This is a genomic window from Comamonas odontotermitis (assembly GCF_014207855.1).
GTDB classification, from domain to species: Bacteria; Pseudomonadota; Gammaproteobacteria; order Burkholderiales; family Burkholderiaceae_C; genus Comamonas; species Comamonas odontotermitis_A.
On the sequence record NZ_JACHKZ010000015.1, the window covers coordinates 74,953 to 99,228 of the forward strand.

Here is a 24,276-nt window from a genome sequence, read left to right on the forward strand (position 1 = left end):
CAGGGCCTTATGGATAGAAATGCGGCTAGCGCATTGCTGGTGTGCGCTGTCAGCTATCCTTTGCGCAGCACGGTGGCGGCAATGCCGCTGCCCACGATCAGCGCCATGCCGATCCAGCCGATGGCCGGGATCTGGTCGCCAAACACCACAATGCTGGCCAGCCCCCCGAACACGATGCCCGAGTACTGGAGGTTGGCTACGACCAGGGTCGCGCGGCGCGTGATGGCACTGGCGTAGGCCATGGTCATGAACAGCTGGCCTGCTGTGGCCAGAATGCCGATGGGTATGTGCCAGAGTGCGGGCCAGCCGGGGAAGGGCGAGGCGCCGGTGAACAACATGGTCAGCCCGCCTGCAACAGCGGAGCCCACCGCAAAGTAGAAGACCACGCGCTGCTCGGACTCTCCGATGCGCGACAGCGCCACCACTTGCATGTAGGCAAAGGCAGACATCAGGCCTGACAGCAGGCCGATGATGCCGGCAAACAGCTGCTCGGCATCCATGCTGGGGCGCAGCATCAGCAGCACGCCGGCAAAGCCGATGAGGACGGTGAGCACCAGCGGAATATTGAGTGCTGGCTGGTCGCCTGCCGCCTTGGGCCGCCAGGCCATGAGCGCGCCGCCCACCACAAAGGCCGCAATCCAGAGGCTGCTCATGTAGTTGAGCGTCATGGCAGTGGCCAGCGGCAGCTTGCCGATGGAGTAGAACCAGAAGCCCATCGAGAGCACGCCGATGAAGCTGCGCCAGGCGTGCATCAGCGGGTACTGGGTGCCCAGGGTGATGCTCTTGCGCCGGGCCAGCCACCACAGCAAGGCCATGCTGATGAGGCCGCGGTAGAAGATGATCTCTGCCGCGTTGTAGTGGGCAGATGCGAATTTGATGCACACGCCCATGAGTGCGAAACAAAAGGCGGCGGCCACCATCCACAGGGCTTGCATCGGAATGACTCTGTAATAAAAAAGCTGCTTGCGCTTATTGATTAAGCGCGAGCAGCTATTGATTTGATAGTAATTGAGAGGAATTACTTCGCCAAAACAGCGTCTTTCATCATACTGCGATACCACTCATGAAAGTGCTGCATGCCGTCTTCCATGGGACTCTGGTAGGGGCCGACTTCGTTGTCGCCGCGCTCCCAGAGGGCCCGACGGCCCGCGTCCATGCGCTCGCCGATCTCGTCGTCTTCAATGGCGGTTTCCATATAGGCCGCACGCTGGGCCTGCACGAACTCGGGCTCGAAGGCGCTGATTTCCTCCGGGTAATAGAACTCGACCACGTTCATGGTCTTTTCCGGGCTGATCGGGTGCAGGGTCGAGACGGTCAGCACATGCGGATACCACTCGACCATGATGTGCGGGTAGTAGGTGAGCCAGATGGCGCCATGCTCGGGCATCTGCCCGCCACGGTAGGCCAGCAGCACTTCGTGCCACTTTTTGTAGGTGTCGGAGCCGGGGCGGGCAAAGCCGGGCGCAATGCCCACGGTCTGCACCGAGTACTCCTTGCCGAACTCCCACTTGAGATCGTCACAGGTGACGAAATTGCCCAGTCCAGGATGGAAGGGGCCGACGTGGTAGTCCTCCAGATAGACCTCGATGAAGGTCTTCCAGTTGTAGTTGCACTCGTGCATTTCCACGTGGTTGAGCACAAAGCCGTCAAAGCTGAGCGCAGCGGCGGGGCCCATGCCAGCGAGGTCAGCCAGGATGTCACGGCCATTGTCTTCAAACAGCAGGCCGTTCCATTCGCGCAAACGGTAGTTGTTGAGGTTGAGACAAGGGTCTTGCGCGAAATGTGGAGCGCCCAGCAGCTCGCCGCTGGGGCTGTAGGTCCAGCGGTGCAGCGGGCAGACGATGTTGCCGCCTGCACTGCCTTTTTGCTGGTGATGGAGCGAACCCCGACCTTTGAGCATGACCGCCTGGCGGTGGCGGCAGACGTTGGAGATCAGCTCGGCCTGGCCGGAGGCGCTGCGCACGAGGGCGCGCCCCTCCTTTTCATGCGGAAGGGCATAGTAGTCGCCAATCTCGGGGATCGCCAGCTGGTGGCCGACATACTTGGGGCCGTGCTGGAAGATGGTTTGCATCTCGCGCTCAAAGAGCGCTTGATCGAAATAGCTTGAAACTGGAAGTTGGCTTGCGGCCTGCTGCAGTTGAAGACTTAAATCAGACATGGGTGACCTGACCTAAAGACTCCCCACAGGGAGGTTGCGCGTGCATGCGCAGAGAAAAAATAAAACCGGCTACCCTAGAAGAATACCGGTTTCGCGAACAATGGGATTATACCCAGTGGGGTTATTCCCGTTCCGTTCATGCGTGAATTGAGAGCAATTCTCGGCTACAGAACGGAACTGCCTTTCCATACTGGCTTCAAAATTCTATCAAATTGATAGCTGAATGCGCGCTCTAGTTGGGCGAAAGCCCTGTCTGGAGAACTGGATATGATGGCCCGCTGGTCTGCGCCTTGCAGGGACAGCGGGAGCTGTGTTCGTGGTGGCGCGCGCAGCGCCTAAAATCATCGCTTTCCATTCCGTTTTAGCGGCAACTCCGGTTGCCCCGCATGCCCATGCCCAAGGCCACAGCCTCCAAGGCGTCTGCCACGCCAGATTTGCCCGAACCCGCCAACTATGAAAGCGCCTTGCAGGAGCTCGAAGGCTTGGTGGCGCGCATCGAATCGGGCCAGTTGCCGCTCGACGACATGCTGGCCGCATACCAGCGCGGCGCCGTGTTGCTGGCCTACTGCCGTGGCAAGCTCGAAGCCGTGCAGGACCAGATCAAGGTACTGGATAACGGACAGCTCAAGCCCTGGGCGAGCGAGGAATAAAGAGAACAATGACAGCAGCGCACGAAAATTTTGCACAGTGGTGCAGCGATGAACTCGCCCGCGTGGAAGCGGCCTTGAACCAATGGATCGTGGCGGATGCTCCAGCCAATCTGGGCGAGCCCATGCGCTACGCCGTGCTCGATGGTGGAAAGCGCCTGCGCCCCCTGCTGGTGCTGGCCGCTGCCCAGTCCGCAGGTCCGCTGGGCGTGCCGCAGGCCGAAGCCGCCTTGCGCGCGGGCTGTGCGGTAGAGCTGATCCATGCCTATTCGCTGGTGCACGATGACATGCCCTGCATGGACAACGATGTGCTGCGCCGGGGTAAACCCACGGTGCATGTGCAGTTTGGCGAGGCCCAGGCGCTACTGGCGGGCGACGCTCTGCAGGCTTTGGCGTTTGAATTGCTGGTGCCCGAGGGGCGCGATATTCCCGACGTCATGCAGGCGCGGTTGTGCCGCCAGTTGGCACTCGCTGCAGGCTACAACGGCATGGCAGGGGGGCAGGCGATCGATCTGGCAAGCGTTGGCAAGAGCCTGACACAGCCCCAGTTGCAGCAGATGCACAAGCTCAAGACGGGTGCGCTGCTGCAGTCCAGTGTGGAAATGGGCGCCACCTGCGCCGGTATTACCGGCGCTGCACTGGCAGCGCTGCGGCAATACGGCGCGGCACTGGGCCTGGCCTTTCAGGTCATCGACGATGTGCTTGATGTGGTGGCGGATTCCGCCACCTTGGGCAAGACGGCAGGTAAGGATGCGGACAATGACAAGCCTACCTATGTATCGCTGATGGGCCTGGATGCCGCCCGTGCCTACGCCAATGATTTGTTGGCCGAGGCGCAGCTGGCGCTGGCAGGCAGTGGCCTTGCGCAACCGCGCGCGCTGGCCGCGTTGGCCGATATGGTGGTGCGCCGCAGCCATTGAGGCATGTTGCAAAAAGTGCCTTGATGTTGGTCAATTTGCCCAAGGCGCTACCATAGACCATTGCGATTTGAACAAAAAACTGCGCCAGCGATTGTCTGGCATGCGCAGTCAGCTATCGAAACAGTAGTATGCCCACGAAGAATTTTCCACTGCTCGCCACCATCAACGATCCGGCCGATCTGCGCAAGCTGTCGCGCGCCGAGCTCAAGACGCTGGCGCGCGAGCTGCGGGAGTTCGTTCTGGAGAGCGTGTCGCAGACAGGCGGACACCTGAGCTCCAACCTGGGCACCGTCGAGCTGACCATTGCTTTGCACGCAGTCTACGACACGCCCCATGACCGCTTCGTGTGGGACGTGGGCCACCAGACCTATCCGCACAAGATTCTGACAGGACGCCGTGACCGCATGACCGGCCTGCGCCAGATGGGCGGAATTTCGGGCTTTCCGCTGCGTACCGAGAGCGAATACGACGCTTTTGGCACCGCGCATTCGTCCACCAGCATCTCGGCGGCCCTGGGCATGGCCGAGGCCTCCAAGCTCAAGGGCGAAAGCCGCCAGGCAGTGGCCATCATCGGCGATGGCGCCATGACGGCTGGCATGGCGTTTGAGGCTTTGAACAACGCCGGGGTCAGCGATGCGAACCTGCTTGTGATTCTGAACGACAACGACATGAGCATCAGCCCGCCAGTGGGCGCGCTCAACCGCTACCTGGCGCAGTTGATGAGCGGCCAGTTCTATGCCAAGGCGCGTGGCGTAGGCAAGAGCGTGCTCAAGCAGGTGCCGCCGCTGCTGGAGCTTGCCAAGCGCCTGGAGCAGCAGGCCAAGGGCATGGTGGTGCCCGCCACGTTGTTCGAGAATTTCGGCTTCAACTACATCGGCCCCATCGATGGGCATGATCTTGATTCGCTCATTCCCACGCTGGAGAACATCCGCCAGCTCAAGGGGCCGCAGTTTCTGCACGTCGTCACCAAGAAAGGCCAGGGCTACAAACTGGCCGAGGCCGACCCGGTGGCCTACCACGGCCCGGGCAAGTTCGACCCGGCCATTGGCCTCGTCAAACCTGCCACACCGCCCAAGCAGACCTTTACCCAGGTATTTGGCTGCTGGCTGTGCGACATGGCGGCCCACGATGAGCGCCTGGTGGCCATCACGCCAGCCATGCGCGAAGGCTCGGGCATGGTGGAGTACCACAAGCGCTTTCCCAAGCGCTACTTCGATGTGGGCATTGCGGAGCAGCACTCGGTCACCTTTGCCGGGGGGCTGGCCTGCGAAGGCCTCAAGCCGGTGGTCGCCATCTATTCCACCTTTCTGCAGCGCGCGTACGACCAACTGATCCATGACGTGGCGCTGCAGAATCTGCCCGTGGTGTTTGCGCTGGACCGCGCAGGCCTTGTCGGTGCCGATGGCGCCACGCACGCGGGCAATTACGACATTGCATTCACCCGCTGCATTCCCAACATGAGCGTGGCCTGCCCGGCCGATGAGCGCGAATGCCGCCAGCTGCTGAGCACCGCCTATGCGCAGAACCACCCCGTGACCGTGCGCTACCCGCGTGGCGCAGGCGTTGGCGTGGCACCGCTGGAGTCGCTGGAGGGCCTGCCTTTTGGCAAGGGCGAAATCCGCCGCCAGGCCCAGCCCGCAGTGGCGGGTGCGCCGCGCATCGCCATTCTGTCGTTCGGCAGCTTGCTGTATCCGGCCTTGCAGGCGGCTGAGCAGATCAATGCCACCGTTGTCAACATGCGCTGGGCCAAGCCGTTGGATACCGAGCTGCTGCAGCAGATTGCGCAAACCCACGATGCCCTGGTGACCGTGGAAGACGGTTGCGTGATGGGCGGTGCAGGCAGCGCCGTGCTCGAAGCACTACAGGCCCTGCGCCTGGAGGTGCCAGTGCTGCAACTGGGCCTGAAGGACGAATTCATCGAACACGGAGACCCCGCCAAGCTGATGGCGCTGCAAGGGCTGGATGCGGCCGGAATCCAGAAATCGATCATCGATCGCTTTGGCGTGCGGGCTGCGGCAGCCGCCAGCGCTGCCGCCTGAATCCCGAAAGTGTGGATCACGATGCCTGGCAGATTGCCAGGCATTTTTTATGAAGCGCATTGCCGGATAAAAGTGTTTGCCTGAGGGCAGGGCTTCATCCGGAATACCTTTGCTGGAGCGCGTGGCCTGTCTCCAACGTCGCAAGCAAGGTTTCAGGTACGCCAATCAGCGTGCATGGGATGAAAGCGCACGCACCCAGCGCTTGTGCTCCTCATCTTCCAGCTCCAGCAAATTCTCCGGCGAGCCACCGCCGCCGACGGCCTGGAGGTCTTGCAGATGCTTGCGCACCTCGGGCTTGGCAAGCACCTGGGCTATGGCGTTCTGCAGCAGGCGATTGGATGCGGCATCTGAATCGGCTGGCGCCCAAAGGCTGAAGTGGTCATACGCGGTGTAGCCGGTCAAAGCTGCGCTCGACGCCAGGGTCGGCCACTGCACCCCTTGGTAGCTTTGCGGGTGCTCCGGGGCGGCGGTGGTGCCCAGTACACGCAACTGGCCACGCTCTACTGCAACTTTCACCCCGTTTGCGGGTGCAAACAGCAGGTCTACCGCATGCTCTTTGGTGATCACATCGGAGTCGGGGTACATGCGCCTGAAGACCACGCGTTGCATGTCGGCGCCGCTCATGGCGAGCAACTGGTTGAAGGCGAGATGGCCCGTCCAGCCATCATCGCCCGTACCGATGCGCAGGCTGCCAGGGTGGGCACGTGCGTAGGCAAGCAGGTCATCGGTGCTATGAATGCCCAGCGTGTCGGCCTTCTCGCTGTCCATCACCAGAACCAGGGGCTCGGACGCCAGCAGCGTGACGGGGAGGAGGGATTGCAGCAGCGCGTCGATCGGTGGGCCCCGGTGCACACCCTGGATGCCCCCCCGCGGCAGGCGCACGGCCGCGAGCATAGCCCTGGTGTTGCCGCCCTCCGTCATCAGCCTGGGGTCATCGGTCAAGGTGGTTGGCGGTACATGGTCGACCAGCACGCTGCGCCCCAACAGGTTGGGCAGATGCGTAGCCAGCATCTGGGCATAGTGGCTGGTGCGACCGCCCTGTGCAAACGGTACGGTGATGTGCAGCGCGGGCTGCCGCACAGGGACAAGCCATTGCCCCGCATCGTTCAAAAGGCCGTCGCGGATGACCCACCGCCCGTCTGTGGAAGCGTTGCGCACCAGCGCTTCGGCCACCCAAAAACGGCCCATCCGATAGAACTGCCGGATGATCGGCTGGCTGTCTTGCCACCCTGGTGGCCGCCAGTCCTCGGGAAAGGCGCCTGCCACGACAGCATAGCCGTGGCGGAAAGGGCGCGCCTCATGAAACTGCGGCGCGATCACCCATTGGCCTTGCGCGTTTTGGTAGCCCCAGCGGCTGGTGCTGGTGTCTTTGACCGGGCGCAGTGCAGCGCCGCCTTGGCTGCCGCGCAGCCTTTGCCAGCGGCATGCGCGTGGCGTGCTGGCATTGCGCTGGCGATTGAGCCCCACGGAAGTGCACAGCCGTATGCGCCGCTGGGCTGTTGCATCGGGTAAATTGCCAAAGATGAATGGAATCACCACCTTTCCGCGCGCGTCGATGAGGCCCGAGCCGGTGGAGCCTGGCGTCACTATTTGCAGCAGGTAGTCCATCCACTGTGCCGTGGCGATATCCCGTGGCGGGGCAGGGGTACGCCACTGTCCCTGCGCATCGCGCAAGCCGTGCTGTGCATACACCGTGTCCACCTGCAGCTCGGAAGGCATTGGCCTGGATTCTTCCGGCATCAGGTAGGAGAGAGCGGTGGAGGATTCGATGGACATGGTGGTCTTGCCATCGCAGCTGACGGGTGGAACGGCCCACTGGCCTTGCGCATCCATGCGCCCAACGGCCGTGGTGGTTCGCAGCCCGCCCCCGGGGCGCTGCTCCACCAGCCACACCTTGAGCGATGGCTGGTATTCGGTGTTCAGAGAGATATATTCCAACCGTACGACCTGCCAGCGGCCTTCGCAGAAGCTGCGAGCTGACGGAGACAGCGAAAGCGTACGCCCGTCAAAGGCGTCGAACAGCGCAGGGGCAAGCTCGCTGTATCGGTTTGGATTCAGGCTCAGCCAGCGCAGCCGTTCAATCAGGTTGGGCGCAATGCCGATGGTGAATGCGAAGATGTCGTCCCACGGGGGTGCCTGTGTTTGCACCGGCTGCAATTGCCAGGTAGGCTGCATCGGCATGGTGCGGGCCGGATTCGCATACAGGTCCTGGTAACTCGGCGGCGCTGCACGGGCCAAACCAGGTGCCATGCCGAGCCATAGCAGGGCTATAAACAGATACAGGCGCTTCATCGGGGCCTCCAGGCACTGCGTGACCGTTTCCATGGCGTGATTTTCCTGACTTTGCCACGCCGTTCCTGCAAAGGGCTGGTCAGCCTGGCAATGGCGCGCGGCATGTGCCCTCCGGCAATGCAAGGCTGTCTTCACCCTGATCAGTCCTGTCAGCTTGCCACTGGCTGGCTGCGCATTGTAGATGTCCCACCGCTATTCTTGGGCGTTCATCCCGAATGCCTATGTCTCGTACCAACCCCGTGTCTGGTTCACGACGCGCACCACCAGCAGCATGATCGGGACTTCAACCAGCACACCCACCACAGTAGCCAAGGCGGCACCCGATTGCAGGCCGAACAGGCTGATGGCTGTCGCTACAGCCAGCTCGAAGAAGTTGGACGCACCGATCAAGGCCGACGGGCAGGCGATGCTGTGCTTCTCGCCCACCACCCGGTTCAGCCAATACGCCAAAGCAGAATTGAAGAACACCTGAATCAGAATGGGCACGGCCAGCAGCGCAATCACCAACGGCTGCTGCAGGATGGCCTTGCCCTGAAACGCGAACAGCAGCACCAGCGTTGCCAGCAGCGCCACCATCGACCACGGGCCGATGGCTGCCAGCGCGCGATCAAACGACGCCTGCCCCTTGGCCAGCAGCCTGCGGCGCAGCCACTGCGCAAGGATCACCGGCACCACGATGTAGAGCAGCACCGATACCAGCAGCGTTGCCCATGGCACCGTAATGGCGGAGAGGCCGAGCAGCAGGCCCACCAGCGGGGCGAACGCGATGATCATGATTGCGTCGTTGAGGGCGACTTGCGAGAGCGTGAACAGCGGATCACCCCCGGTGAGACGGCTCCATACAAACACCATGGCCGTGCAGGGCGCGGCAGCCAGCAGGATCAGCCCGGCGATGTAACTGTCGATCTGCTCGGCCGGAAGCCACGGCGCAAACGCATGGCGAATGAAAATCCAGCCCAGCAAGGCCATGGAGAATGGTTTGACCAACCAGTTCACGAACAGGGTGACGCCGATGCCCTTCATGTGGTGGCGAACTTCGCCCAGCGCACCAAAGTCCACCTTAAGCAGCATGGGGATGACCATCACCCAGATCAGCAGGCCCACCGGCAAATTGACCCGCGCCACTTCCATGGCGCCGATGGCCTGGACCGGGGCAGGAAACAGGTGACCCAAGGCGATGCCCGCAACGATGCACAGGAATACCCAGACCGTGAGGTAGCACTCGAAGACGCCCATCGAAGCGCCGCTCGCCTGCAGGGAGGCAACGTCACAGGTTGGGTTCATGGCGTTGTCTGGTGCGGAGAGTTCGCGGGCCGTGTGCTGCAAGGCCTCCTGATGGAGCTTGTCAGCGGGCAGGTTCACCAACAGCTCCAGGCGCTGCCGCATTCGGTGCATGGTCTGCCGAAAGGCTTCCAGCTTCGCCTCAGGCGGCGCATCGCCTTCGGACGGATCGGCATACCCCCAGTGGGCGGTGGCCGGATGGCCGGGCCAAAGGGGGCACATCTCGCCCTTGGCGTTGTCGCACACGGTAATCACCAAGTCCATCTGAGGGGCATCGGGCTGGGTGAATTCATCCCAGCTTTTGCTGCGCAGGCCCTCCACGGCAATACCTGCGCGCTGCAATACTTCCAGACCCAGCGGGTTGGGTTGCTGGTTCGCGCGCGGGCTGCTGCCAGCCGAGTAGGCCTTGAAGCGGCCTTGTCCCATGTGGTTGAGCAGGGCCTCGGCCACGATGCTGCGCGCCGAATTGTGGGTGCACAGGAACAGCACGTTCAGGGGCGAAGCGGTATGGGTCATGGTGACTCAGCAGCAAGCCTTGGCGGTGTTGGTGGCAGCGCGCGGTTCGCAGCAGCTGGGTGCTGCAGCAGGGGCAGTGGTTGCGGGGATGCAGCAGGCGGCAGTCGCAGGCGCAGGCGCTGCAGAAACTACCGATTCATGGAACAAAGGGATGCTGCCCAGCGAATGGAAGTGCTCCCACGCCATGCCTTGCGGATCGGTGATCCAGTGCTTTTCGCTGCGGGCATAGCAGCAGGTGGTTTCGCCTTCATCAAGCATCGCCATGTCGGCCGCTTCTGCCTGCGCCTTGAGTGTATCCAGCTCGGCGGCGTCATCGACTTGGAAGCCCAGGTGATCGAGTCCTGCCTTGGCATCACCGCGGGTGGAGATGGCGAAATTGATACGCGGGTCTTCCAGCATCCACTTGGCGTAGTCGCTTTCTGCGCGGGTGGGCTCGGCACCAAACAGCCTGGAATAGAAGGCGATGTTCTGGGCCAGATCATCGACATGCATGTGAACGTGAAAGCGCTTCATCGTGGGGTCTTCAGCAATTGCAGGAAGCGGCAGGGGCAGGGCTGCAGGCGGCGCCGTGGCAGCAGTTTTCTGTGAGATAGCCCAGCAGGGCGTTCATGGTGTCAAACGAGGCGCGATACACCAGATTGCGCCCTTGGCGCTCCTGCGTAATCAACCCAGCATTCGTCAGTTCTTTGAGATGAAATGACAAGGTGTTGGCGGCAATGCCCAACTGCTCCGCCAGTGTGCTGGGTGTCAGTCCTTCAGGGCCTGCAACCACCAGCGCGCGGAATGCACGCAAGCGCGCCTCCTGGGCCAGAGCGGCGAGAGAGCGAATGGCTTGGGTTTCTTGCATACTTCAATATTTCAACTTTTATTGGATTATATGCTTGCCCTTCAAGTGTTGCAAGGGCGCGGGAAGAACGAGGAAAGGTTCTGGTCCGTGCGGTTGAGCAGAACATGCAGCATCCGGGCCAAGCTGCATCGCACAATGCCTTACAGAGCCCGGCCAGCGTCACTGGCCACATACCGGCCCTGGCCTGTATGTGGCGGACGATACACTCGGCAGGATGAAATCGATGATCCGCCCCGAAAGGCCCGCAGACCATGCAGCCATCGCGTCCGTGACGGCTGCTGCCTTTCTTGATGCTCCGCACTCAGGCCATAACGAGCAGTTCATTGTTGCGGCCCTTCGTGACGCGGGTGTGCTCCACCTTTCTTTCGTTGCAGAGGTGGATGCCGCCGTGGCCGGGCACATTGCTGTTTCGCCAGTCTCCATTGCCGGTGGCTCGGTGGGCTGGTTTGGCATCGGGCCGGTGTCGGTCATTCCTGCGCTGCAAGGCAGAAGCATGGGGTCAAAGCTGGTGCACCAAGCCTTGGATGCGCTCAGAGACCAGGGGGCGTCCGGTTGCGTGGTTCTGGGTGATCCTTTGTACTACGCGCGATTTGGTTTCAAAAATGAGCCAGGCCTTCTCTTGCCCGGTGTTCCGCCCGAATACCTCATGGTGGTGTCATTTGGCCCTGCAGTGCCTGTCGGCATCGTGACCTACCACCATGCATTCATGGCAACGCATTGATTGAATGCGTTTGGGGCTTTCTGGTTTTCAGCGCCATAGCATCTGCTTTTGCCAGAGGCCTTCCTTTTCCGTTTTGGGCCACCGAAGCCGTTGGTGCAACCTGTCCGTTGCGCCCTGCCAGAACTCCACAGTGGCTGGCATTACGGCGAACACCCGCCATCCTGGCTCGGCAGCCGTCAACATCGAATCTTGACATGCGCGGCGGCTGGTCATTTCATGGTGGCTTCCAAGGGTTATGAGGAAGTTCTGAGATCAGTGATCGGTGGTTGAAAGATCGGCCTCATTTGCTGCTCTGGAGGGCAGGGTGAAGGCGCTGCCCGTTGCTGCGCAGATGATGCAGAAAATGACCACCCATTGCCAGAGGTTCAGATGCTCGTTCAACACCACCATACCCATGAACGCGGCAACCGCAGGTTCGGAGGCGAGCGCAACGCCAAAGGTGGCAGGCGGCAGCCGTCGCAAGGCCAACATTTCCAATGAATAGGGCAGCGCACTGGAGACCACGGCGACCGCCAGGCCCAGCAACAGAACGGATGGCTGCATAAGCTTGGCACCTGCCTCTGCCAGACCTATGGGCACCACAATCACAGCAGCGCACAGCATCCCTAGGGAGGCAGCCTGCCCGTTGGGGATGCCTCTCAAACGCCGGCCCAGCACGATGTAGAGCGCCCAGCAGACGGCCGAGCCTGCTGCACAGGCGAGCCCCAAGAATTGCACCAGCGTCGCTAACTGAGCGCTGCGCAGTGGCCAGCGCCATGGTCGCCATATCAGCGCCAGAATGATGGCGGCCAGACCTACCCGCAAAGCCGACGCCCCTTGCGCGCCAAGGATTGGAAACAGCTGCTTGGCGAGCGATGTTCCTGCCGTCAACGAGCTGACGGAAGCAAGAACCGCGAGCAGCGGCCAATAATGACTCCTGTGTTCTTGTCCATCGCCTCTTTGCGCTGCCTGTAGTGATTGCCGACCGATCCCTTGCCAGCGCTGCAATGCGACGTGCGTGGTGTGGGGCATGTTGCGGAGCGCCACTATGGAGGGATATGCGCCGATCGTCGAATGAGCAAATACTCATGACATGGACCCAGCTAACCGGGTCTTCCTTCGGTTCTCTCCACGCCAAGGAAAACGGCCTGCAAACAGCCCGGCAATGCGCCATCACACAGACACGCTGCGAATGTGGTGGATAGGGGACATAAATAAGGTGCGATCTGCAGGGAAAACCCGAGCAAGTCGCTTCAGCAACCATTTCTACAATTTGCAAACCCCAAACCAGACCGCAGCTGTGGCACGATTGCAGCTGCAACTTTTTACAATCAGTCGGAGATATAGATGGATCGTCGTTCCCTTATCAAGAATGCTGGCATCGCTGGCATCGCTGGCATCGCTGGCGTGTTGGCCGCTGGCGTGGCCCCCGCCGTGCATGCCCAAGCGGCAGTGCGCTGGCGCCTGGCCTCCAGCTTCCCCAAGTCGCTGGATACTATTTTTGGTAGCGCCGAGAAGCTGTCGCAGACCGTCAAGGCGTTGTCGGGCGGCAAGTTTGAAATCTCCGTTCACCCCGCTGGCGAGTTGATGCCCGCTTTCGGTGTGGTCGATGCACTGCAGTCCGACACCATTGACATGGCGGAAACCGCTGCCTACTACTTCACGGGCAAGGATCCGATCTTCGCTTTCAGCTGTGCGGTGCCCTTTGGCCTGACCACCTTGCAGATGAATGCCTGGAAGGACCATGGCAACGGCCGCAAGCTGCTCGATGCCTTCTTTGAAAAGTACAACTTCAAGACGGCGTCTGCTGGCAACACCACCACCCAGATGGGCGGTTGGTACCGCAAGGAGATCAAGACCGTTGCTGACCTCAAGGGCCTGAAGATGCGCCTGGGCGGCGGCGTGTTCGGTGAAGCCATGGCCAAGCTGGGCGTGGTTGCGCAGAACATGCCCGCAGGCGATGTGTACCAGGCTCTGGAAAAAGGCACGCTGGACGCCGTGGAGTTTGTTGGCCCCTACGACGATGAAAAGCTGGGCTTCAACAAGGTGGCTCCGTTCTACTACTACCCTGGCTGGTGGGAAGGCTCCGCAGACCTGGAGTTCTTCATCAACATCAAGAAGTACAACGCGCTGTCGCCTGAGAACAAGGCGATCCTCGATGCAGCGACCCGTGTGGCGGCAGCCGACATGACCAGCAAGTACCAGGTCCTGAACCCCATCGCGCTCAAGAAGCTGGTGGCCAACAAGACCCAGCTCAAGCCATTCCCCAAGGAGTTGATGGACGCGGGCTTCAAGGCTTCGATGGAAGTGTTTGCCGAGCACGAAGCCAAGTCGCCCGAGTTCAAGAAGATTCACCAGGACATGCGTGCCTTCCAGCGCGATCAGATTCTGTGGAACCGCTTCTCCGAGTATCCGTTCAACCAGTACATGGCATCGGTCAAGATCTAAGGCGATTCCCGCCGCAGTGCTCAGCGAGCGCTGCGGGAAAGCCCCCCAAGCCGCAGCGCAAGCTGCGGCTTTTTTATTTGCGGTGTGCGAGAGTGCTCAGGCTCTGGCGCCGCTGGGCTCGAAGCACTCGCCGGTGTCCATGCGTACATTGCGCAATTGGGCGGTCTTGAGGTGCGAGGCATACAGCGGCGCGGCAAAGTAGCTGACCAGGAACGAGCGGCGCCGCGCGCCGGATGGGTTGACGCAGGCACCATGCACCAGGTCTGCATCAAATACCAGGATATCGCCCGCACGGCCTGTCAATTGCAGCGAGCGCGATTCATCGAGGTAGTCGAATGGCGCTTCGTGTGGGCGCACGCGGTGGCTGGTCGGCACAATGCGCGTGGCTCCGTTGTGGGGCCCGTAGTCGTCCAGAAAAATAAGTGCACTGACATTGTCTCCCGGCCGCTGCGAAGAAAGATCGCGGTGCAATTGCTGGTGACCGCCGCCCTGGCGCGGCTCCCGGCCCTCCACCTGGGCGAGGAAGAAGCGCTCGCCGATCAAGGCGCCCACCACTGACAGCAAGGCAGGCAAACGGCACACCGTCTGCACCAGAGGCTCCAGATCAACCATGGCGTGGTTCCAGCTTGATGAACGGGGCACGGGCCACAGCGCAGACGCTGCAATATTGTTGTCAAAAATGGTGCGCAGCTCTGGCAGCCAGTTCTGTGGCACAGCCTGGCTCAGCAAGGAAAAGCCATTGCTCTGGAGTTGCTCGTATTCGTCTGAGGAAAGTGAAGGAGAGGTGGCAGCGGTCATGGTGTGGTGCAGGAGCGAAATACGACCAGCACGGGGCAAGAAGAAATTGTCTGCGGACTCTTGAAAGATACAAAAAAAAGCCCCGGCACATGCCAGGGCGAGAGGGAGTGGTTCAGCTTACTTGCTTGCAGGTGCTGCAGCAGATGCTGCATCCTGCAAGATTTTGGCTGGATCGTCAGAGCCGTAGCCACCATCAGCAGCAGGCGCGGCGGGTGCGGTCGGAGCATCCGCCCCCGGGGCTGGCGGCTCGCCGTTGATGCTGGGTGCATCAGAGCCATAGCCACCATCGCTGCTACCAGGGGTGGCAAATGGGTTTTCTGAGCCATAGCCAGCACCGGCGTCGTTCAACTGCTCCATCATTTCTGCGTTGATCTTGTTCATGTCCACGGCCACCGGTTTGTCGACGGCGCCCGTCACGATGCCGGGGAAGGCGATCAGAACGCCCACCATCACCAGCTGGATCAGCACGAAGGGAACGGCGCCCTTGTAGATCTGCATGGTGGTCACCGGCTCGATCACCTTGTGCGTCACGCGGTCCACATATTGCTTGTCAGGCGCCACCGAGCGCAGGAAGAACAGCGCAAAGCCGAAAGGCGGGTGCATGAAAGAGGTCTGCATGTTGACGGCCAGCAGCACGCCAAACCAGATCAGGTCGATCCCCATCTTCTCGGCCACGGGGCCAAGCAGTGGCACCACGATGAACGACAGCTCGAAGTAGTCCAGGAAGAAGGCCAGGAAGAAGATCATGATGTTGACCACGATCAGGAATCCAGTCTGGCCGCCGGGCAGGCTGGTGAGCAGATGTTCTACCCACTTGGGGCCATCGGCCGCCTGGAAGACCAGGCTGAAGGTGGTGGCGCCAATCATGATGAACATCACGAAGCTGGCCAACTTGGTGGTAGAGCCCAGGGCTTGCTTGAGCAGAGTCATGTTCAGGCGCTTGCGGGCAAAACCCATGATGAGGGCTGCCATCGCACCCATGGCGCCGCCTTCGGTGGGCGTTGCAATGCCCAGGAAGATGGTGCCCAGCACCAGGAAGATCAGCAGCAGCGGTGGAATCAGCACAAAAGTCACACGCTCAGCAAGCTTGGACAGCAGGCCCAGCTTGAACACGCGGTTGAACGATGCCAGCAGGAAGGCGATGAAAGTGCCACCGCACATGGCCGTGACGATCTTTTCATCGGTCGGGACTTCGGTGACTTCAACACCTTGCCACCAGGTATGGATGTCGGCCATGTGGCTTGCCAGGAAGAGCGCCACCACGGTCGAAATACCCATCACCACGATCAAAGAGGTGTATCCAGCGTTGCCATTGGCCTCGCGGTAGATGCGTGCTTCAACAGGCAGGGCTGGCACCATCTTGGGCTTGACGATGGCCAGGAACATGACCCAGACCACGTACAGGCCCATCAGCATGAAGCCAGGAATGAACGCGCCCTTGTACATATCGCCCACGCTCTTGCCCAGCTGGTCGGCCATCAGAATCAGCACCAGCGAAGGTGGAATGATCTGTGCCAGAGTGCCGGATGCTGCAATCACGCCCGATGCCAAGCGCCGGTCATAGCCATAGCGCAGCATGATGGGCAGCGAGATCAGCCCCATCGAGATCACCGATGCCGCAACCACGCCGGTGGTGGCTGCCAGCAGGGCGCCCACAAAGATCACTGCCAGTGCCAGGCCGCCGCGGATGGGGCCGAACACCTGACCCACCGTGTCCAGCAGGTCTTCGGCCATACCGGAGCGCTCCAGAATCAGACCCATCAATGTGAAGAATGGCACGGCCAGCAAGGTGTCATTGGCCATGATGCCGATCAGGCGCTGGGGCAGCCAGGCCATGACGGACGATGGGAACACGCCCATCTCAATGCCGATGAAGCCGAAGGTCAGACCCGCGGCGCCCAGGCTGAATGCAACCGGAAAGCCCAGCAGCAGAAAGACGATGAGCCCCGCGAACATGATCGGGGCGTAGTTGGTAGCGATGAATTCCATGTGTTTTTCTCCCGCTACCGTCAGGCTTTATGAGGACTTGCTTGCGCAGCCAGCGCTTCGGCCTGCTTGCGCTCTGCTTCGGCACGCAGCGCCTCGGCCAGTTCTTCTTCGGCGCTCTTGTCGCTGAGCTTGCCCATCGGGTCTGGGCCGTCACCTGTCAGGAAGGCAATGCGCTTGATCAGCTCGGAGATGCCTTGCAGCAGCAGCAAAGTGACGCCAACTGGGATAGCCGCCCATACCGGCCAACGGATCAGCCCGCCGGGGTTGCCTGAAATTTCGCCCGATTGGTACATCTGAATCACCACGGGCATGGACAGCCACAGGATCGTCAGGCACAACGGTGTCAGGAAGAAGGCAAAGCCGATGATGTCGATCCACACCTGTGCCTTCTTGGACAGGCGCGAGTTGATCACGTCAATGCGCACGTGCTCGCGGTGCAGCAGCGTGTAGCCGGCGGCAATCAGAAAAGACCAGGCAAACAAATACCATTGCACTTCCAGAAAGGCATTCGAGCTGGTGTCGAAAGCCTTTCGCACAATGGCGTTGGCGGCGCTGATGAAGGTGGCGGCAAAAATAAGCCAGATGGAATATTTGCCGACAAAGGCGTTCAGCCTGTCGATAGCCCTGGATAGGGCAAGTAAAGCCTGCATGGTGTCTCCAATGGTTGGCTAGTCCTGTGTCGTGCGCTGGTCTGCCGGTAAGCGGGCGTACGCATCGTCAAAAAGCATCGATTTTACGAATAGCTACGCTTTCTCAGGAATAAGTTTGAACCCGGGAAAGTGCTGAATGTTGCGTTCACAAGGAAAATAGTATTTATAAATATTGAAATCTAGGGTAAATACTGAGTCGAGGCTGATATTGATTGCTTCCATTGCTATGGTTTTTGGGCTTTCCCTGGAGCCCGGGTTCAAGATGCTCCACAACGCGCAAGCGCAATCTGTTGCGCAGTGCTGCAGCGTCTTCAAGGCGTTCTGGTTACAATCGCGCTCGCATTCCGTGCTTTGTATGTTGAGCCATTGCCGTGCTGCTGGCCCGGCCTTTGCAGCGGATCGAATCGATTTTTTTCTTCTTCATAGTTAATGCACCAACGGTGTTTGGAGTTTCACAGTGAGTTCCTCGCAAAACAATGACAGTGATGAGCGCTTTGCCCTGGGCCTGGTTTTTGCCCTGATCACCCTGGTGGTGCTGAGCGTGTTGTGGTTTGGTGCATACAAGGGCATTCACGGTGCCAAGTCTGCCAAGGGTGGCGTGACTGCCGCCAAGGTGCAGCCCGGCGCCTCCGGTGCCGTGCTGGGGGGCACTGCTTCGGCAGGGGCCGTTTCTGCAGGCGCTACAGGTGCTGCAGGGGCAGTTGATGCTGCAGCTCAAGCTGGTGCGGGTGTTGCGGCTTTTGCTGCTGGCGCTGCTGCCCAGGCAGGCGCTGCGGCAGACGACGTGGCCCGCGTGCTGATCGAAAATGGCATCGTCAAGTTCTACTTTGCTACCGCCAAGGCCGATCTGGCCCCAGGTGCCAATGAGGCCCTGGCTGATGTAGTGGCCGGCGTGAAGGCGGGCCAGCGCGCGGTGATCTCGGGCTACACCGATTCCACAGGCGATGCTGACAAGAACGCCGAATTGGCCAAGCAGCGTGCTTTTGCGGTGCGCGATGCGCTGGTGGCCCTGGGCGTGGCTGAAGACAAGCTGGACCTGAAGAAGCCCGAAGCGGTGGAAAACGCAGGCAACAATGCCGAAGCTCGCCGCGTGGAGGTGGTGCTGGCCAAGTAAGCCTGCACCTGCTGCAAACAGCCCGGCCGCATGCCGGGCTTTTTTATGCCTTGTTGCTTTTGATTTGATAGCGTTTAGTGCTTTATGAGTGGGCGCTAGATGCTATTTTTTCATTGCTATTCAGTGTAGCACCGCGACGCTTTTGAGTTGCGCATGCACAGCCATGCCAGGAGCAATCTGCAAGAGGCGTGCGGACCGGGCGGACACCAGCGCGAGCAAGTGGGTGTCTGCATTGCCAGGCGCCAGGCGCAGTTGCACCAGCACCTGCCCTGGGCCGCTGGCCTGCACACCGGTCACCATGGCAGGCAGGCTGTTGAGAATGCTGCTGCCGGTATGTGGCGCCAGCGACAGGCTGACATCGCGCGCCAGAATGCGCAGGCGTACACGCTCTTCTGGCTGGTAGTGGGCTTCGGGCTCGGTCCAGTGCAACTGATGGGCGGTGTGTGCGCCGATCTGCATCGACCACAGATGGTCTTGCGCATCATGGGCGCAGACCCTGCCTTCCATGATGCTGGCCTGCTGGTCGCCAGGCAGGCTGCGTGTCAGCGGCGCATCCATCCGGGTCAGCACATCGGCCACCTCGCCTTGGGCCACCACGCGGCCAGCCTGCATCAACAATATCTGATCGGCCAGGCGGCTGACTTCGTCAATGGAGTGGCTGACATAGAGAACAGGCAATGCCAGCCGCTCGCTGAGCTTGTCCAGATAGGGCAGTACTTCGGCCTTGCGCTCGGCATCCAGTGCGGACAGCGGCTCGTCCATCAACAGCACGCGCGGGCTCGTGGCCAGTGCGCGCGCGATGGCTACGCGCTGGCGTTCGCCACCCGAGAGTGTTGCCGGCCTGCGCGCCAGAAGATGGGCAATGCCCAATAGATCAATGATCTGTTCCAGCGCAATACTTTGGCGTGATGCTGGCGCGCGGCGCAAGCCATAGCGGATATTGCCTTCTGCCGTGAGGTGGGGAAACAGGCTCGCTTCCTGAAACACATAGCCCAACGCGCGCTGGTGCGTGGGCAGCCACTGGCGCGTGGCATCGTCCTGCCAGACATGGCCGTTGACGGCGACTGCACCGCGCGCCCGCTCCAGCCCTGCCATGCTGCGCAGCAGGCTGGTCTTGCCACAACCCGAGGGCCCGAACAATGCGGTCACTCCCTGGCCGGGCAGTTTCAGATCCACATCGAGCACAAAATCGCTGCGCTGCAATTGCAGGCGTGCGCGAATGCCTTGGGAGGTGCTACTCTCGTTCATAGTGGTGCGGCGTTTCGCTGGTCACGCGGCTGGAGCCATTGCAGTGCCACCAGCACCACAAAAGCGAAGGCCACCATGCCGCCAGCCAGCCAATGGGCACGGGCGTACTCCATGGCTTCCACATGGTCGTAGATTTGTACTGACACCACGCGCGTTACGCCTTCGATATTGCCGCCCAGCATCAGCACGATGCCGAATTCGCCCACTGTGTGGGCAAAGCTCAGTACCGCAGCAGTGATGAAACCAGGCAATGCCAGCGGCAGCGCCACGGTAAAGAACGTGTCGATACGGCTGGCGCCCAGCGTGGCGGCGACTTCCAGCGGGCGATTGCCGATCGATTCAAACGCGCGCTGCAGGGGCTGCACCGCAAAAGGCAACGAATATACGAGCGAACCCACCACGAGCCCTGCAAATGTGAAAGGCAGGCGACCGAGCCCGAGCGACTGCGTGAGGTGTCCAATCGGTCCATTCGGGCCCATGGTGACCAACAGGTAAAAACCGATCACCGTGGGCGGCAGTACCAGCGGCAGTGCAACCACTGCCCCGACCGGCCCGCGCCAGCGTGAGCGGGTGTGCGCCAGCCACCAGGCCAGCGGCGTGGTCAGTACCAGCAGCAAAACGGTGGTGGTGCCAGCCAGCTCCAGGGTCAACCGGATGGCGGCCCAGTCTTCGGGGCGGAGGAGAATGGTCAACGGTGTGGCTGCAAAAATGCGCTGTCAAAGTAGCATGTGCAGGCTGCGTGGGGTGCTTCAGGCTTCTCCAGCCAAAAGCCCCCGTATTGTGGGTGCGCCTGCTGTTGGTCGATCTTAGTTCTTTGAACAGGTTCTTAAAAGGCGTAACCGTAGCTTTTAATGACCGCACGAGCCTTGTCGCCCTTCAGGTACTCCATCAGCGCCTTGGCCGCGGCATTGTCCTTGGCACTGTTGAGCACGATCGCATCCTGGCGGATCGGCTCGTGCATGGCTTCGGGCACCACCCAGGCAGAGCCTTCGCGCAGCTGGCCGCCCTCCATCACCTGCGACAGCGCTACAAAGCCCAGCTGGGCATTGCCGCTGGCGGCGAACTGGTAGGTCTGGCCAATGTTCTCGCCCTGCACGACCTTGGGTTGGACCTGCGCAGTCAGGCCCAGCTTGTCGAGCGTTTGCATGGCGGCCAGGCCATACGGGGCCAGCTTGGGGTTGGCGATGGCGATATGCTGGTAATCGCCGGTTTTGAGTACCTCGCCCTTGCCGTCCACATAATTGGCCTGCTTGCTCCACAGTACCAACTGACCAATGGCGTAGGTAAAGCGGCTGGCATCCACCGCCTTGCCTTCCTTGGCAAGCTTTTCTGGCGTGGTGTCATCGGCTGCGAGCAGAATGCCGAAGGGCGCGCCGTTGTTGATCTGCGCATAGAACTTGCCTGTTGCCCCGAACGACAAGGTCGCCTTGTGGCCCGTGTCCTTTTCAAACTGGGCAGCGATCTTCTGCATGGGCGCAGTGAAGTTGGCAGCGACGGCCACGGCAACTTCGTCGGCCTGCGCCGATGCGCAGAAGAAGGCGGACAGTACCAGGGCAATGGAGGCAGGGCTCAGGCTATTCATAGGTGTCTCAGAGGGTTCGCTATTCTTAATGGGAATAACGAGTGTAATCTGATTTGTTGCAGCTGCCAAATATCGGCGGCTTCATGCGAAGATGCGTGCCATGATCCGTAAAGCATCCCTTACTGCTGCGCTGGCCGAACAGCGCTCTGATCGACGCATCGAAGTGCTGCGCCGCATCCAGGCGAGCGGCTCCATTTCGGAAGCCGCCCGCCAGGTGGGTATCAGCTACAAGGCGGCCTGGCAGGCGCTCGATACCCTCTCCAACCTCGCAGGGGTGGAGCTCGTGCAGCGCAGCGTCGGGGGCAAGGGCGGTGGCGGTGCCGTGCTGACGCCCGATGCCCTTTTGCTGCTGGAGGCCGCCGATGCCATGGGCCAGGCGCGCGAACAGTTGCAAGTGCAACTGCAGCAGGCGCAAAACCAGGCAAAGGGGGATGCGCCGCGCGCAGGTATCTCCGTTGCTACCACGTTGGCGCGGCTGCAGGTGGTCACAAGCATGCGCAACCAGTGGCCCTGTGTGGTGCAAAGCCTCAGCGCAGACGGGCCACTCGTGGTGGTGCAGATGCATGGCGCAGAGGCTGGCGCGCAGCAGTTTGGGGTGCGCTCGCACATCACGGCCGAAAGCGCGCAACTGTTGGGCTTGAGGGCAGGCCTGCCGGTGCTTGCGATGTGCAAGGCGACCGCGGTAGCAGTGATGCCAGCGAGCGAAACCATGCGGTCCGCTGCCAATCATTGGCAAGGTACTGCCACCCGCGCTACCCGGGGCGCAGGGGTTCAGGAAGTCGCCGTACGGCTGGCGGCCGGGGTGCAACTGGTCGGTTTCAGCCAGCAGGCTGTCGGCTTGCGCGCACGTGCCAGGGTGCAGGTGGCAGTAGAGCCTTCTGCTGTAGTGATTGCGCTCAGTGGAGAGTGATGCAGATATTGCCTCGCTACGTGCATGCAGAGGGCAGGGCGAAAGCGCGGCTGCGGGCGCCCAATCGTGTCCGGCGAAACGCTGAAATCGCAGCACGATGCGGCCAAGGCAGGGGGCGCTGGCCTTTCTGGATAACTAAAGCCCAAGCGTTTCACATTTTTTATGCAGATGCGCGCATCGGAACAATCTCCGTACTGCCCATGCTGCCAGACTCGAAGACGTCGGCCTCAAATCTGAAGCTGCTGCTCGGCTCGTTTGGTCTTCCCTGCTGGTCAACAAACTGTCGGATTTGCAAGGTTGCCGAAGTCTGCGTCAGCGAAATGGATAGCGAACATATATTCCGTACGCTACCAAAGCCTGAGCCTCCCCAGCCCCACTATGACATCGGAGAGCTTTTCCGCCCATGGACCGGGTCAGTACATAAGGCGTTATGACTTCTTCCCTCTCCGCAGTTAATACAGCGAATCAGAGTCTTGATAGTGCAGACGTTTTTGACGGTCTTCCCCTGGTCTTCAATGGTGGCGTGTAACACTGACCAGGAAAAAGAACCGCCTCTACCTCTCGAAGTGAGACTAGGCCGAACCCAGGCGTCTTTAGCAAGTCGTGTGGATACGCTTTAATAACTTGCTCCTCAGAATTAATGCCTCTTCTGGACAGTGCATTGAGCACCCGGGTTGTAAGTCTATTCGTTAATGGGGAATATTGGGGGAAGAAAGATTTAGTCATTTAATTTCGACTCTTTAGCACGAAAATCCAATTCTTCCCGAAAGTATCATAGAATGGTAGTTCAGTGTGAATAATGTTTGTCAAGCATTATTAATTGTGATGGAGATAATTCAGATATTGAATTGCGCAATTTAATAATTGAATTTATGAGAAAATAATGCTGATGCACAAGCTATTTGACCGATGGTGGTGATGATTATTTTGTATTGTAAATTTAATCGCTCGATATCACTTCTATTGTTTATCAGGAACTTCATTGACTAATTTATCGTGGGACATGCGATGCATTGAGGGGTTGCGCCAGACACCTAATAACCATACCAAGGCACCGACTGCCGAACCGAATACAATCTCCATGATTACTGCTGTTCCAATTTTGTACTTTAGCCAATGAATGATTTTATCGACGCCTAGATCTGCTGCGTAAGGTAATAAATATATTGCTGAGCATAAGCCTCCAATCAATATACTCATAATTAAATTGATGCGGCCGAACCGCCAAACGATCAACAGCGCAATCAATGCTAAAGGAAACACATAGACATAGAAAAATATCGCCGTATGTGTTGCATCAGAAGCCACTGCAAAAACAGTAGCATATCTAGGCGCGCTCCAGAAAGCGCGCATCAGCCATGTTAAATATGGAGTAAAAAGCAGAGCAGCGGTGAAACGCAACATTTTTATCTACAGGTTTGAATAAATCTAAGTCTATAAAAACTTCGGTCGGTATAGCAAAGATCATCAGACACTCGCTACCGGTAATGCCAAGAAAAATAGAAGGTGCTGTGTCGATATTAAGAGCCGCTAACACAACCCTTGATACGTCGTTGCTTCGCCGGGGGTGCCTAGCCGGGGGCGCCTAGCCGGGGGCGCCCAGCCTTGTCGTACGTCTGTACTGCCTGCGGCTTCGCCTAGCGCGGCCCGGCGCCTCGTCTCAAACGCAAATCTGCGATTTGCTGGGTGGCGTTAGCGGCTCTAAGTGTTTCGGCAATCCATTGTTAGGCACGCCCCCGAGTAGTCCAAGAATTTCTTGTAGGGGGTGTCGATACGACTGCAGCCTCAACAGAACCAATAAAAAAAGCCACCCGAAGGTGGCTGTTTTTTTGCATCAGTGCTGGCGCCTGCGTAGCTGCACTACGCCCATCGCCACCAGCAGGAGCGACATCGCCATCACGCCCCATTCCTTGAGGGTGGGCACAGGTGCCGGTGTGGGTGGCGCCGTGCTGGTGAGCTGGTTCACAAACGCTGCCACATTGCCGCTGCCCGATGTCACCAGCGTCACGGCAGGGGGCAGGTCCGTGCTCCAGGCATAGCCTGCAGGAGCCGCTGGCAGCGCAGCATCTTCACTGACCGTGCAGCTTGCGCCTTGCGGAACATTGGTGATGGCAATGGCGCCAGTACTCGTGCCACT

General features: G+C 60.1%; 24 protein-coding genes and 1 pseudogene. 7 read left to right on the forward strand and 18 right to left on the reverse strand.

Annotated features, from left to right (window positions below; translation table 11 throughout):
* Positions 1-53: 53 nt before the first annotated feature.
* Together HNP33_RS12865 and HNP33_RS12870 are read right to left on the reverse strand one after the other, a co-directional pair.
* Positions 54-935 carry a DMT family transporter gene (locus HNP33_RS12865; RefSeq protein ID WP_184709054.1) on the reverse strand — a complete coding sequence of 294 codons (882 nt, stop codon included), beginning with the start codon at positions 933-935 and terminating at the stop codon, positions 54-56.
* Between the two features lie 83 nt (positions 936-1,018).
* Positions 1,019-2,158 (reverse strand): aromatic ring-hydroxylating oxygenase subunit alpha, encoded by a 1,140-nt coding sequence (locus HNP33_RS12870; protein ID WP_184709056.1) that lies wholly within the window; start codon positions 2,156-2,158, stop codon positions 1,019-1,021.
* Between the two features lie 392 nt (positions 2,159-2,550).
* Here HNP33_RS12870 and HNP33_RS12875 point away from each other — a divergent pair, with 392 nt between their 5' ends.
* The 3 genes from HNP33_RS12875 to dxs all read left to right on the forward strand — a co-directional run bounded on the left by HNP33_RS12875 (position 2,551) and on the right by dxs (position 5,764).
* Positions 2,551-2,808 (forward strand): exodeoxyribonuclease VII small subunit, encoded by a 258-nt coding sequence (locus tag HNP33_RS12875; RefSeq protein WP_184709105.1) that lies wholly within the window; start codon positions 2,551-2,553, stop codon positions 2,806-2,808.
* Between the two features lie 8 nt (positions 2,809-2,816).
* Entirely contained in the window at positions 2,817-3,725 is a 909-nt protein-coding gene (locus HNP33_RS12880) for a polyprenyl synthetase family protein (protein ID WP_184709058.1), read from the forward strand.
* A 128-nt stretch (positions 3,726-3,853) separates the two neighbouring features.
* Positions 3,854-5,764, forward strand: coding sequence for a 1-deoxy-D-xylulose-5-phosphate synthase (dxs, locus tag HNP33_RS12885; protein ID WP_184709060.1), 1,911 nt, complete (start codon positions 3,854-3,856; stop codon positions 5,762-5,764).
* A gap of 165 nt (positions 5,765-5,929) precedes the next feature.
* Here dxs and HNP33_RS12890 read toward each other — a convergent pair whose 3' ends face one another.
* From HNP33_RS12890 to HNP33_RS12905, 5 genes and pseudogenes are all read right to left on the reverse strand, one after another.
* Positions 5,930-8,089 (reverse strand): tripartite tricarboxylate transporter substrate-binding protein, encoded by a 2,160-nt coding sequence (locus HNP33_RS12890; RefSeq protein WP_184709062.1) that lies wholly within the window; start codon positions 8,087-8,089, stop codon positions 5,930-5,932.
* A gap of 186 nt (positions 8,090-8,275) precedes the next feature.
* On the reverse strand, positions 8,276-9,340 hold the full coding sequence (gene arsB, locus HNP33_RS12895; protein ID WP_233464517.1) for an ACR3 family arsenite efflux transporter: 1,065 nt from the start codon (positions 9,338-9,340) through the stop codon (positions 8,276-8,278).
* A 96-nt stretch (positions 9,341-9,436) separates the two neighbouring features.
* Positions 9,437-9,853: pseudogene (locus HNP33_RS21065) on the reverse strand (arsenate reductase ArsC); the annotation flags it as partial.
* A gap of 6 nt (positions 9,854-9,859) precedes the next feature.
* Positions 9,860-10,366, reverse strand: coding sequence for an ArsI/CadI family heavy metal resistance metalloenzyme (locus HNP33_RS12900; RefSeq protein WP_184709066.1), 507 nt, complete (start codon positions 10,364-10,366; stop codon positions 9,860-9,862).
* A gap of 10 nt (positions 10,367-10,376) precedes the next feature.
* On the reverse strand, positions 10,377-10,700 hold the full coding sequence (locus HNP33_RS12905) for an ArsR/SmtB family transcription factor (protein ID WP_184709068.1): 324 nt from the start codon (positions 10,698-10,700) through the stop codon (positions 10,377-10,379).
* A 223-nt stretch (positions 10,701-10,923) separates the two neighbouring features.
* On the opposite strand from HNP33_RS12905, the gene HNP33_RS12910 reads away from it, so the two are divergent.
* Complete coding sequence (locus tag HNP33_RS12910) at positions 10,924-11,421, forward strand: GNAT family N-acetyltransferase (RefSeq protein ID WP_418903844.1); 498 nt, start codon at positions 10,924-10,926, stop codon at positions 11,419-11,421.
* A gap of 27 nt (positions 11,422-11,448) precedes the next feature.
* On the opposite strand, the gene HNP33_RS21070 is transcribed toward HNP33_RS12910, so the two are convergent.
* Together HNP33_RS21070 and HNP33_RS12920 are read right to left on the reverse strand one after the other, a co-directional pair.
* Positions 11,449-11,634 (reverse strand): pyridoxine 5'-phosphate oxidase C-terminal domain-containing protein, encoded by a 186-nt coding sequence (locus tag HNP33_RS21070; RefSeq protein ID WP_184709072.1) that lies wholly within the window; start codon positions 11,632-11,634, stop codon positions 11,449-11,451.
* A 39-nt stretch (positions 11,635-11,673) separates the two neighbouring features.
* On the reverse strand, positions 11,674-12,321 hold the full coding sequence (locus tag HNP33_RS12920; RefSeq protein WP_233464519.1) for an EamA family transporter: 648 nt from the start codon (positions 12,319-12,321) through the stop codon (positions 11,674-11,676).
* A gap of 426 nt (positions 12,322-12,747) precedes the next feature.
* Between HNP33_RS12920 and HNP33_RS12925 the strand changes: the two genes are divergently transcribed.
* Entirely contained in the window at positions 12,748-13,848 is a 1,101-nt protein-coding gene (locus HNP33_RS12925; protein ID WP_184709075.1) for a TRAP transporter substrate-binding protein, read from the forward strand.
* A gap of 96 nt (positions 13,849-13,944) precedes the next feature.
* Here the strand turns inward: HNP33_RS12925 and HNP33_RS12930 are convergent, their stop codons facing one another.
* From HNP33_RS12930 to HNP33_RS12940, 3 genes are all read right to left on the reverse strand, one after another.
* Positions 13,945-14,646 carry a phytanoyl-CoA dioxygenase family protein gene (locus HNP33_RS12930; protein WP_184709077.1) on the reverse strand — a complete coding sequence of 234 codons (702 nt, stop codon included), beginning with the start codon at positions 14,644-14,646 and terminating at the stop codon, positions 13,945-13,947.
* 117 nt (positions 14,647-14,763) lie between these two features.
* Positions 14,764-16,635 (reverse strand): TRAP transporter large permease, encoded by a 1,872-nt coding sequence (locus HNP33_RS12935; protein ID WP_184709079.1) that lies wholly within the window; start codon positions 16,633-16,635, stop codon positions 14,764-14,766.
* Positions 16,636-16,655: 20 nt separating this feature from the next.
* Positions 16,656-17,285 carry a TRAP transporter small permease subunit gene (locus HNP33_RS12940; RefSeq protein ID WP_184709081.1) on the reverse strand — a complete coding sequence of 210 codons (630 nt, stop codon included), beginning with the start codon at positions 17,283-17,285 and terminating at the stop codon, positions 16,656-16,658.
* Between the two features lie 457 nt (positions 17,286-17,742).
* Between HNP33_RS12940 and HNP33_RS12945 the strand changes: the two genes are divergently transcribed.
* Positions 17,743-18,399: an OmpA family protein gene (locus HNP33_RS12945; protein WP_325064938.1), complete on the forward strand. Its 657-nt coding sequence runs from the start codon at positions 17,743-17,745 to the stop codon at positions 18,397-18,399.
* A gap of 120 nt (positions 18,400-18,519) precedes the next feature.
* Here HNP33_RS12945 and modC read toward each other — a convergent pair whose 3' ends face one another.
* The 3 genes from modC to modA all read right to left on the reverse strand — a co-directional run bounded on the left by modC (position 18,520) and on the right by modA (position 21,229).
* Positions 18,520-19,647, reverse strand: a complete 1,128-nt coding sequence (gene modC / locus HNP33_RS12950) for a molybdenum ABC transporter ATP-binding protein (RefSeq protein WP_184709083.1) — start codon at positions 19,645-19,647, stop codon at positions 18,520-18,522.
* Positions 19,644-20,333: a molybdate ABC transporter permease subunit gene (gene modB, locus HNP33_RS12955; RefSeq protein WP_184709109.1), complete on the reverse strand. Its 690-nt coding sequence runs from the start codon at positions 20,331-20,333 to the stop codon at positions 19,644-19,646. Before modB ends, modC begins: the two co-directional genes overlap by 4 nt.
* Positions 20,334-20,473: 140 nt before the next feature.
* Positions 20,474-21,229, reverse strand: coding sequence for a molybdate ABC transporter substrate-binding protein (gene modA, locus HNP33_RS12960; RefSeq protein ID WP_184709085.1), 756 nt, complete (start codon positions 21,227-21,229; stop codon positions 20,474-20,476).
* A 100-nt stretch (positions 21,230-21,329) separates the two neighbouring features.
* Here modA and HNP33_RS12965 point away from each other — a divergent pair, with 100 nt between their 5' ends.
* Positions 21,330-22,139 carry a LysR family transcriptional regulator gene (locus HNP33_RS12965; RefSeq protein ID WP_184709087.1) on the forward strand — a complete coding sequence of 270 codons (810 nt, stop codon included), beginning with the start codon at positions 21,330-21,332 and terminating at the stop codon, positions 22,137-22,139.
* Between the two features lie 465 nt (positions 22,140-22,604).
* Here HNP33_RS12965 and HNP33_RS21330 read toward each other — a convergent pair whose 3' ends face one another.
* The 3 genes from HNP33_RS21330 to HNP33_RS12980 all read right to left on the reverse strand — a co-directional run.
* Complete coding sequence (locus tag HNP33_RS21330) at positions 22,605-22,865, reverse strand: DNA-directed RNA polymerase subunit alpha C-terminal domain-containing protein (protein WP_184709089.1); 261 nt, start codon at positions 22,863-22,865, stop codon at positions 22,605-22,607.
* Positions 22,866-23,099: 234 nt separating this feature from the next.
* On the reverse strand, positions 23,100-23,543 hold the full coding sequence (locus HNP33_RS12975; protein WP_184709091.1) for a hypothetical protein: 444 nt from the start codon (positions 23,541-23,543) through the stop codon (positions 23,100-23,102).
* 430 nt (positions 23,544-23,973) lie between these two features.
* On the reverse strand, positions 23,974-24,276 hold a 303-nt coding region (locus HNP33_RS12980), incomplete at its 5' end, for an IPTL-CTERM sorting domain-containing protein (RefSeq protein ID WP_184709093.1).

Bases quoted from the DNA above. Each gene is read 5' to 3' on its own strand.
- HNP33_RS12865 (WP_184709054.1), bottom strand. From the start codon at position 935: ATGCAAGCCCTGTGGATGGTGGCCGCCGCCTTTTGTTTCGCACTCATG.
- HNP33_RS12870 (WP_184709056.1), bottom strand. From the start codon at position 2,158: ATGTCTGATTTAAGTCTTCAACTGCAGCAGGCCGCAAGCCAACTTCCA.
- HNP33_RS12875 (WP_184709105.1), top strand. From the start codon at position 2,551: ATGCCCAAGGCCACAGCCTCCAAGGCGTCTGCCACGCCAGATTTGCCC.
- HNP33_RS12880 (WP_184709058.1), top strand. From the start codon at position 2,817: ATGACAGCAGCGCACGAAAATTTTGCACAGTGGTGCAGCGATGAACTC.
- dxs (WP_184709060.1), top strand. From the start codon at position 3,854: ATGCCCACGAAGAATTTTCCACTGCTCGCCACCATCAACGATCCGGCC.
- HNP33_RS12890 (WP_184709062.1), bottom strand. From the start codon at position 8,089: ATGGAAACGGTCACGCAGTGCCTGGAGGCCCCGATGAAGCGCCTGTAT.
- arsB (WP_233464517.1), bottom strand. From the start codon at position 9,340: ATGAACCCAACCTGTGACGTTGCCTCCCTGCAGGCGAGCGGCGCTTCG.
- HNP33_RS12900 (WP_184709066.1), bottom strand. From the start codon at position 10,366: ATGAAGCGCTTTCACGTTCACATGCATGTCGATGATCTGGCCCAGAAC.
- HNP33_RS12905 (WP_184709068.1), bottom strand. From the start codon at position 10,700: ATGCAAGAAACCCAAGCCATTCGCTCTCTCGCCGCTCTGGCCCAGGAG.
- HNP33_RS12910 (WP_418903844.1), top strand. From the start codon at position 10,924: ATGATCCGCCCCGAAAGGCCCGCAGACCATGCAGCCATCGCGTCCGTG.
- HNP33_RS21070 (WP_184709072.1), bottom strand. From the start codon at position 11,634: ATGACCAGCCGCCGCGCATGTCAAGATTCGATGTTGACGGCTGCCGAG.
- HNP33_RS12925 (WP_184709075.1), top strand. From the start codon at position 12,748: ATGGATCGTCGTTCCCTTATCAAGAATGCTGGCATCGCTGGCATCGCT.
- HNP33_RS12930 (WP_184709077.1), bottom strand. From the start codon at position 14,646: ATGACCGCTGCCACCTCTCCTTCACTTTCCTCAGACGAATACGAGCAA.
- HNP33_RS12935 (WP_184709079.1), bottom strand. From the start codon at position 16,635: ATGGAATTCATCGCTACCAACTACGCCCCGATCATGTTCGCGGGGCTC.
- HNP33_RS12940 (WP_184709081.1), bottom strand. From the start codon at position 17,285: ATGCAGGCTTTACTTGCCCTATCCAGGGCTATCGACAGGCTGAACGCC.
- modC (WP_184709083.1), bottom strand. From the start codon at position 19,647: ATGAACGAGAGTAGCACCTCCCAAGGCATTCGCGCACGCCTGCAATTG.
- modA (WP_184709085.1), bottom strand. From the start codon at position 21,229: ATGAATAGCCTGAGCCCTGCCTCCATTGCCCTGGTACTGTCCGCCTTC.
- HNP33_RS12965 (WP_184709087.1), top strand. From the start codon at position 21,330: ATGATCCGTAAAGCATCCCTTACTGCTGCGCTGGCCGAACAGCGCTCT.
- HNP33_RS21330 (WP_184709089.1), bottom strand. From the start codon at position 22,865: ATGACTAAATCTTTCTTCCCCCAATATTCCCCATTAACGAATAGACTT.
- HNP33_RS12975 (WP_184709091.1), bottom strand. From the start codon at position 23,543: ATGTTGCGTTTCACCGCTGCTCTGCTTTTTACTCCATATTTAACATGG.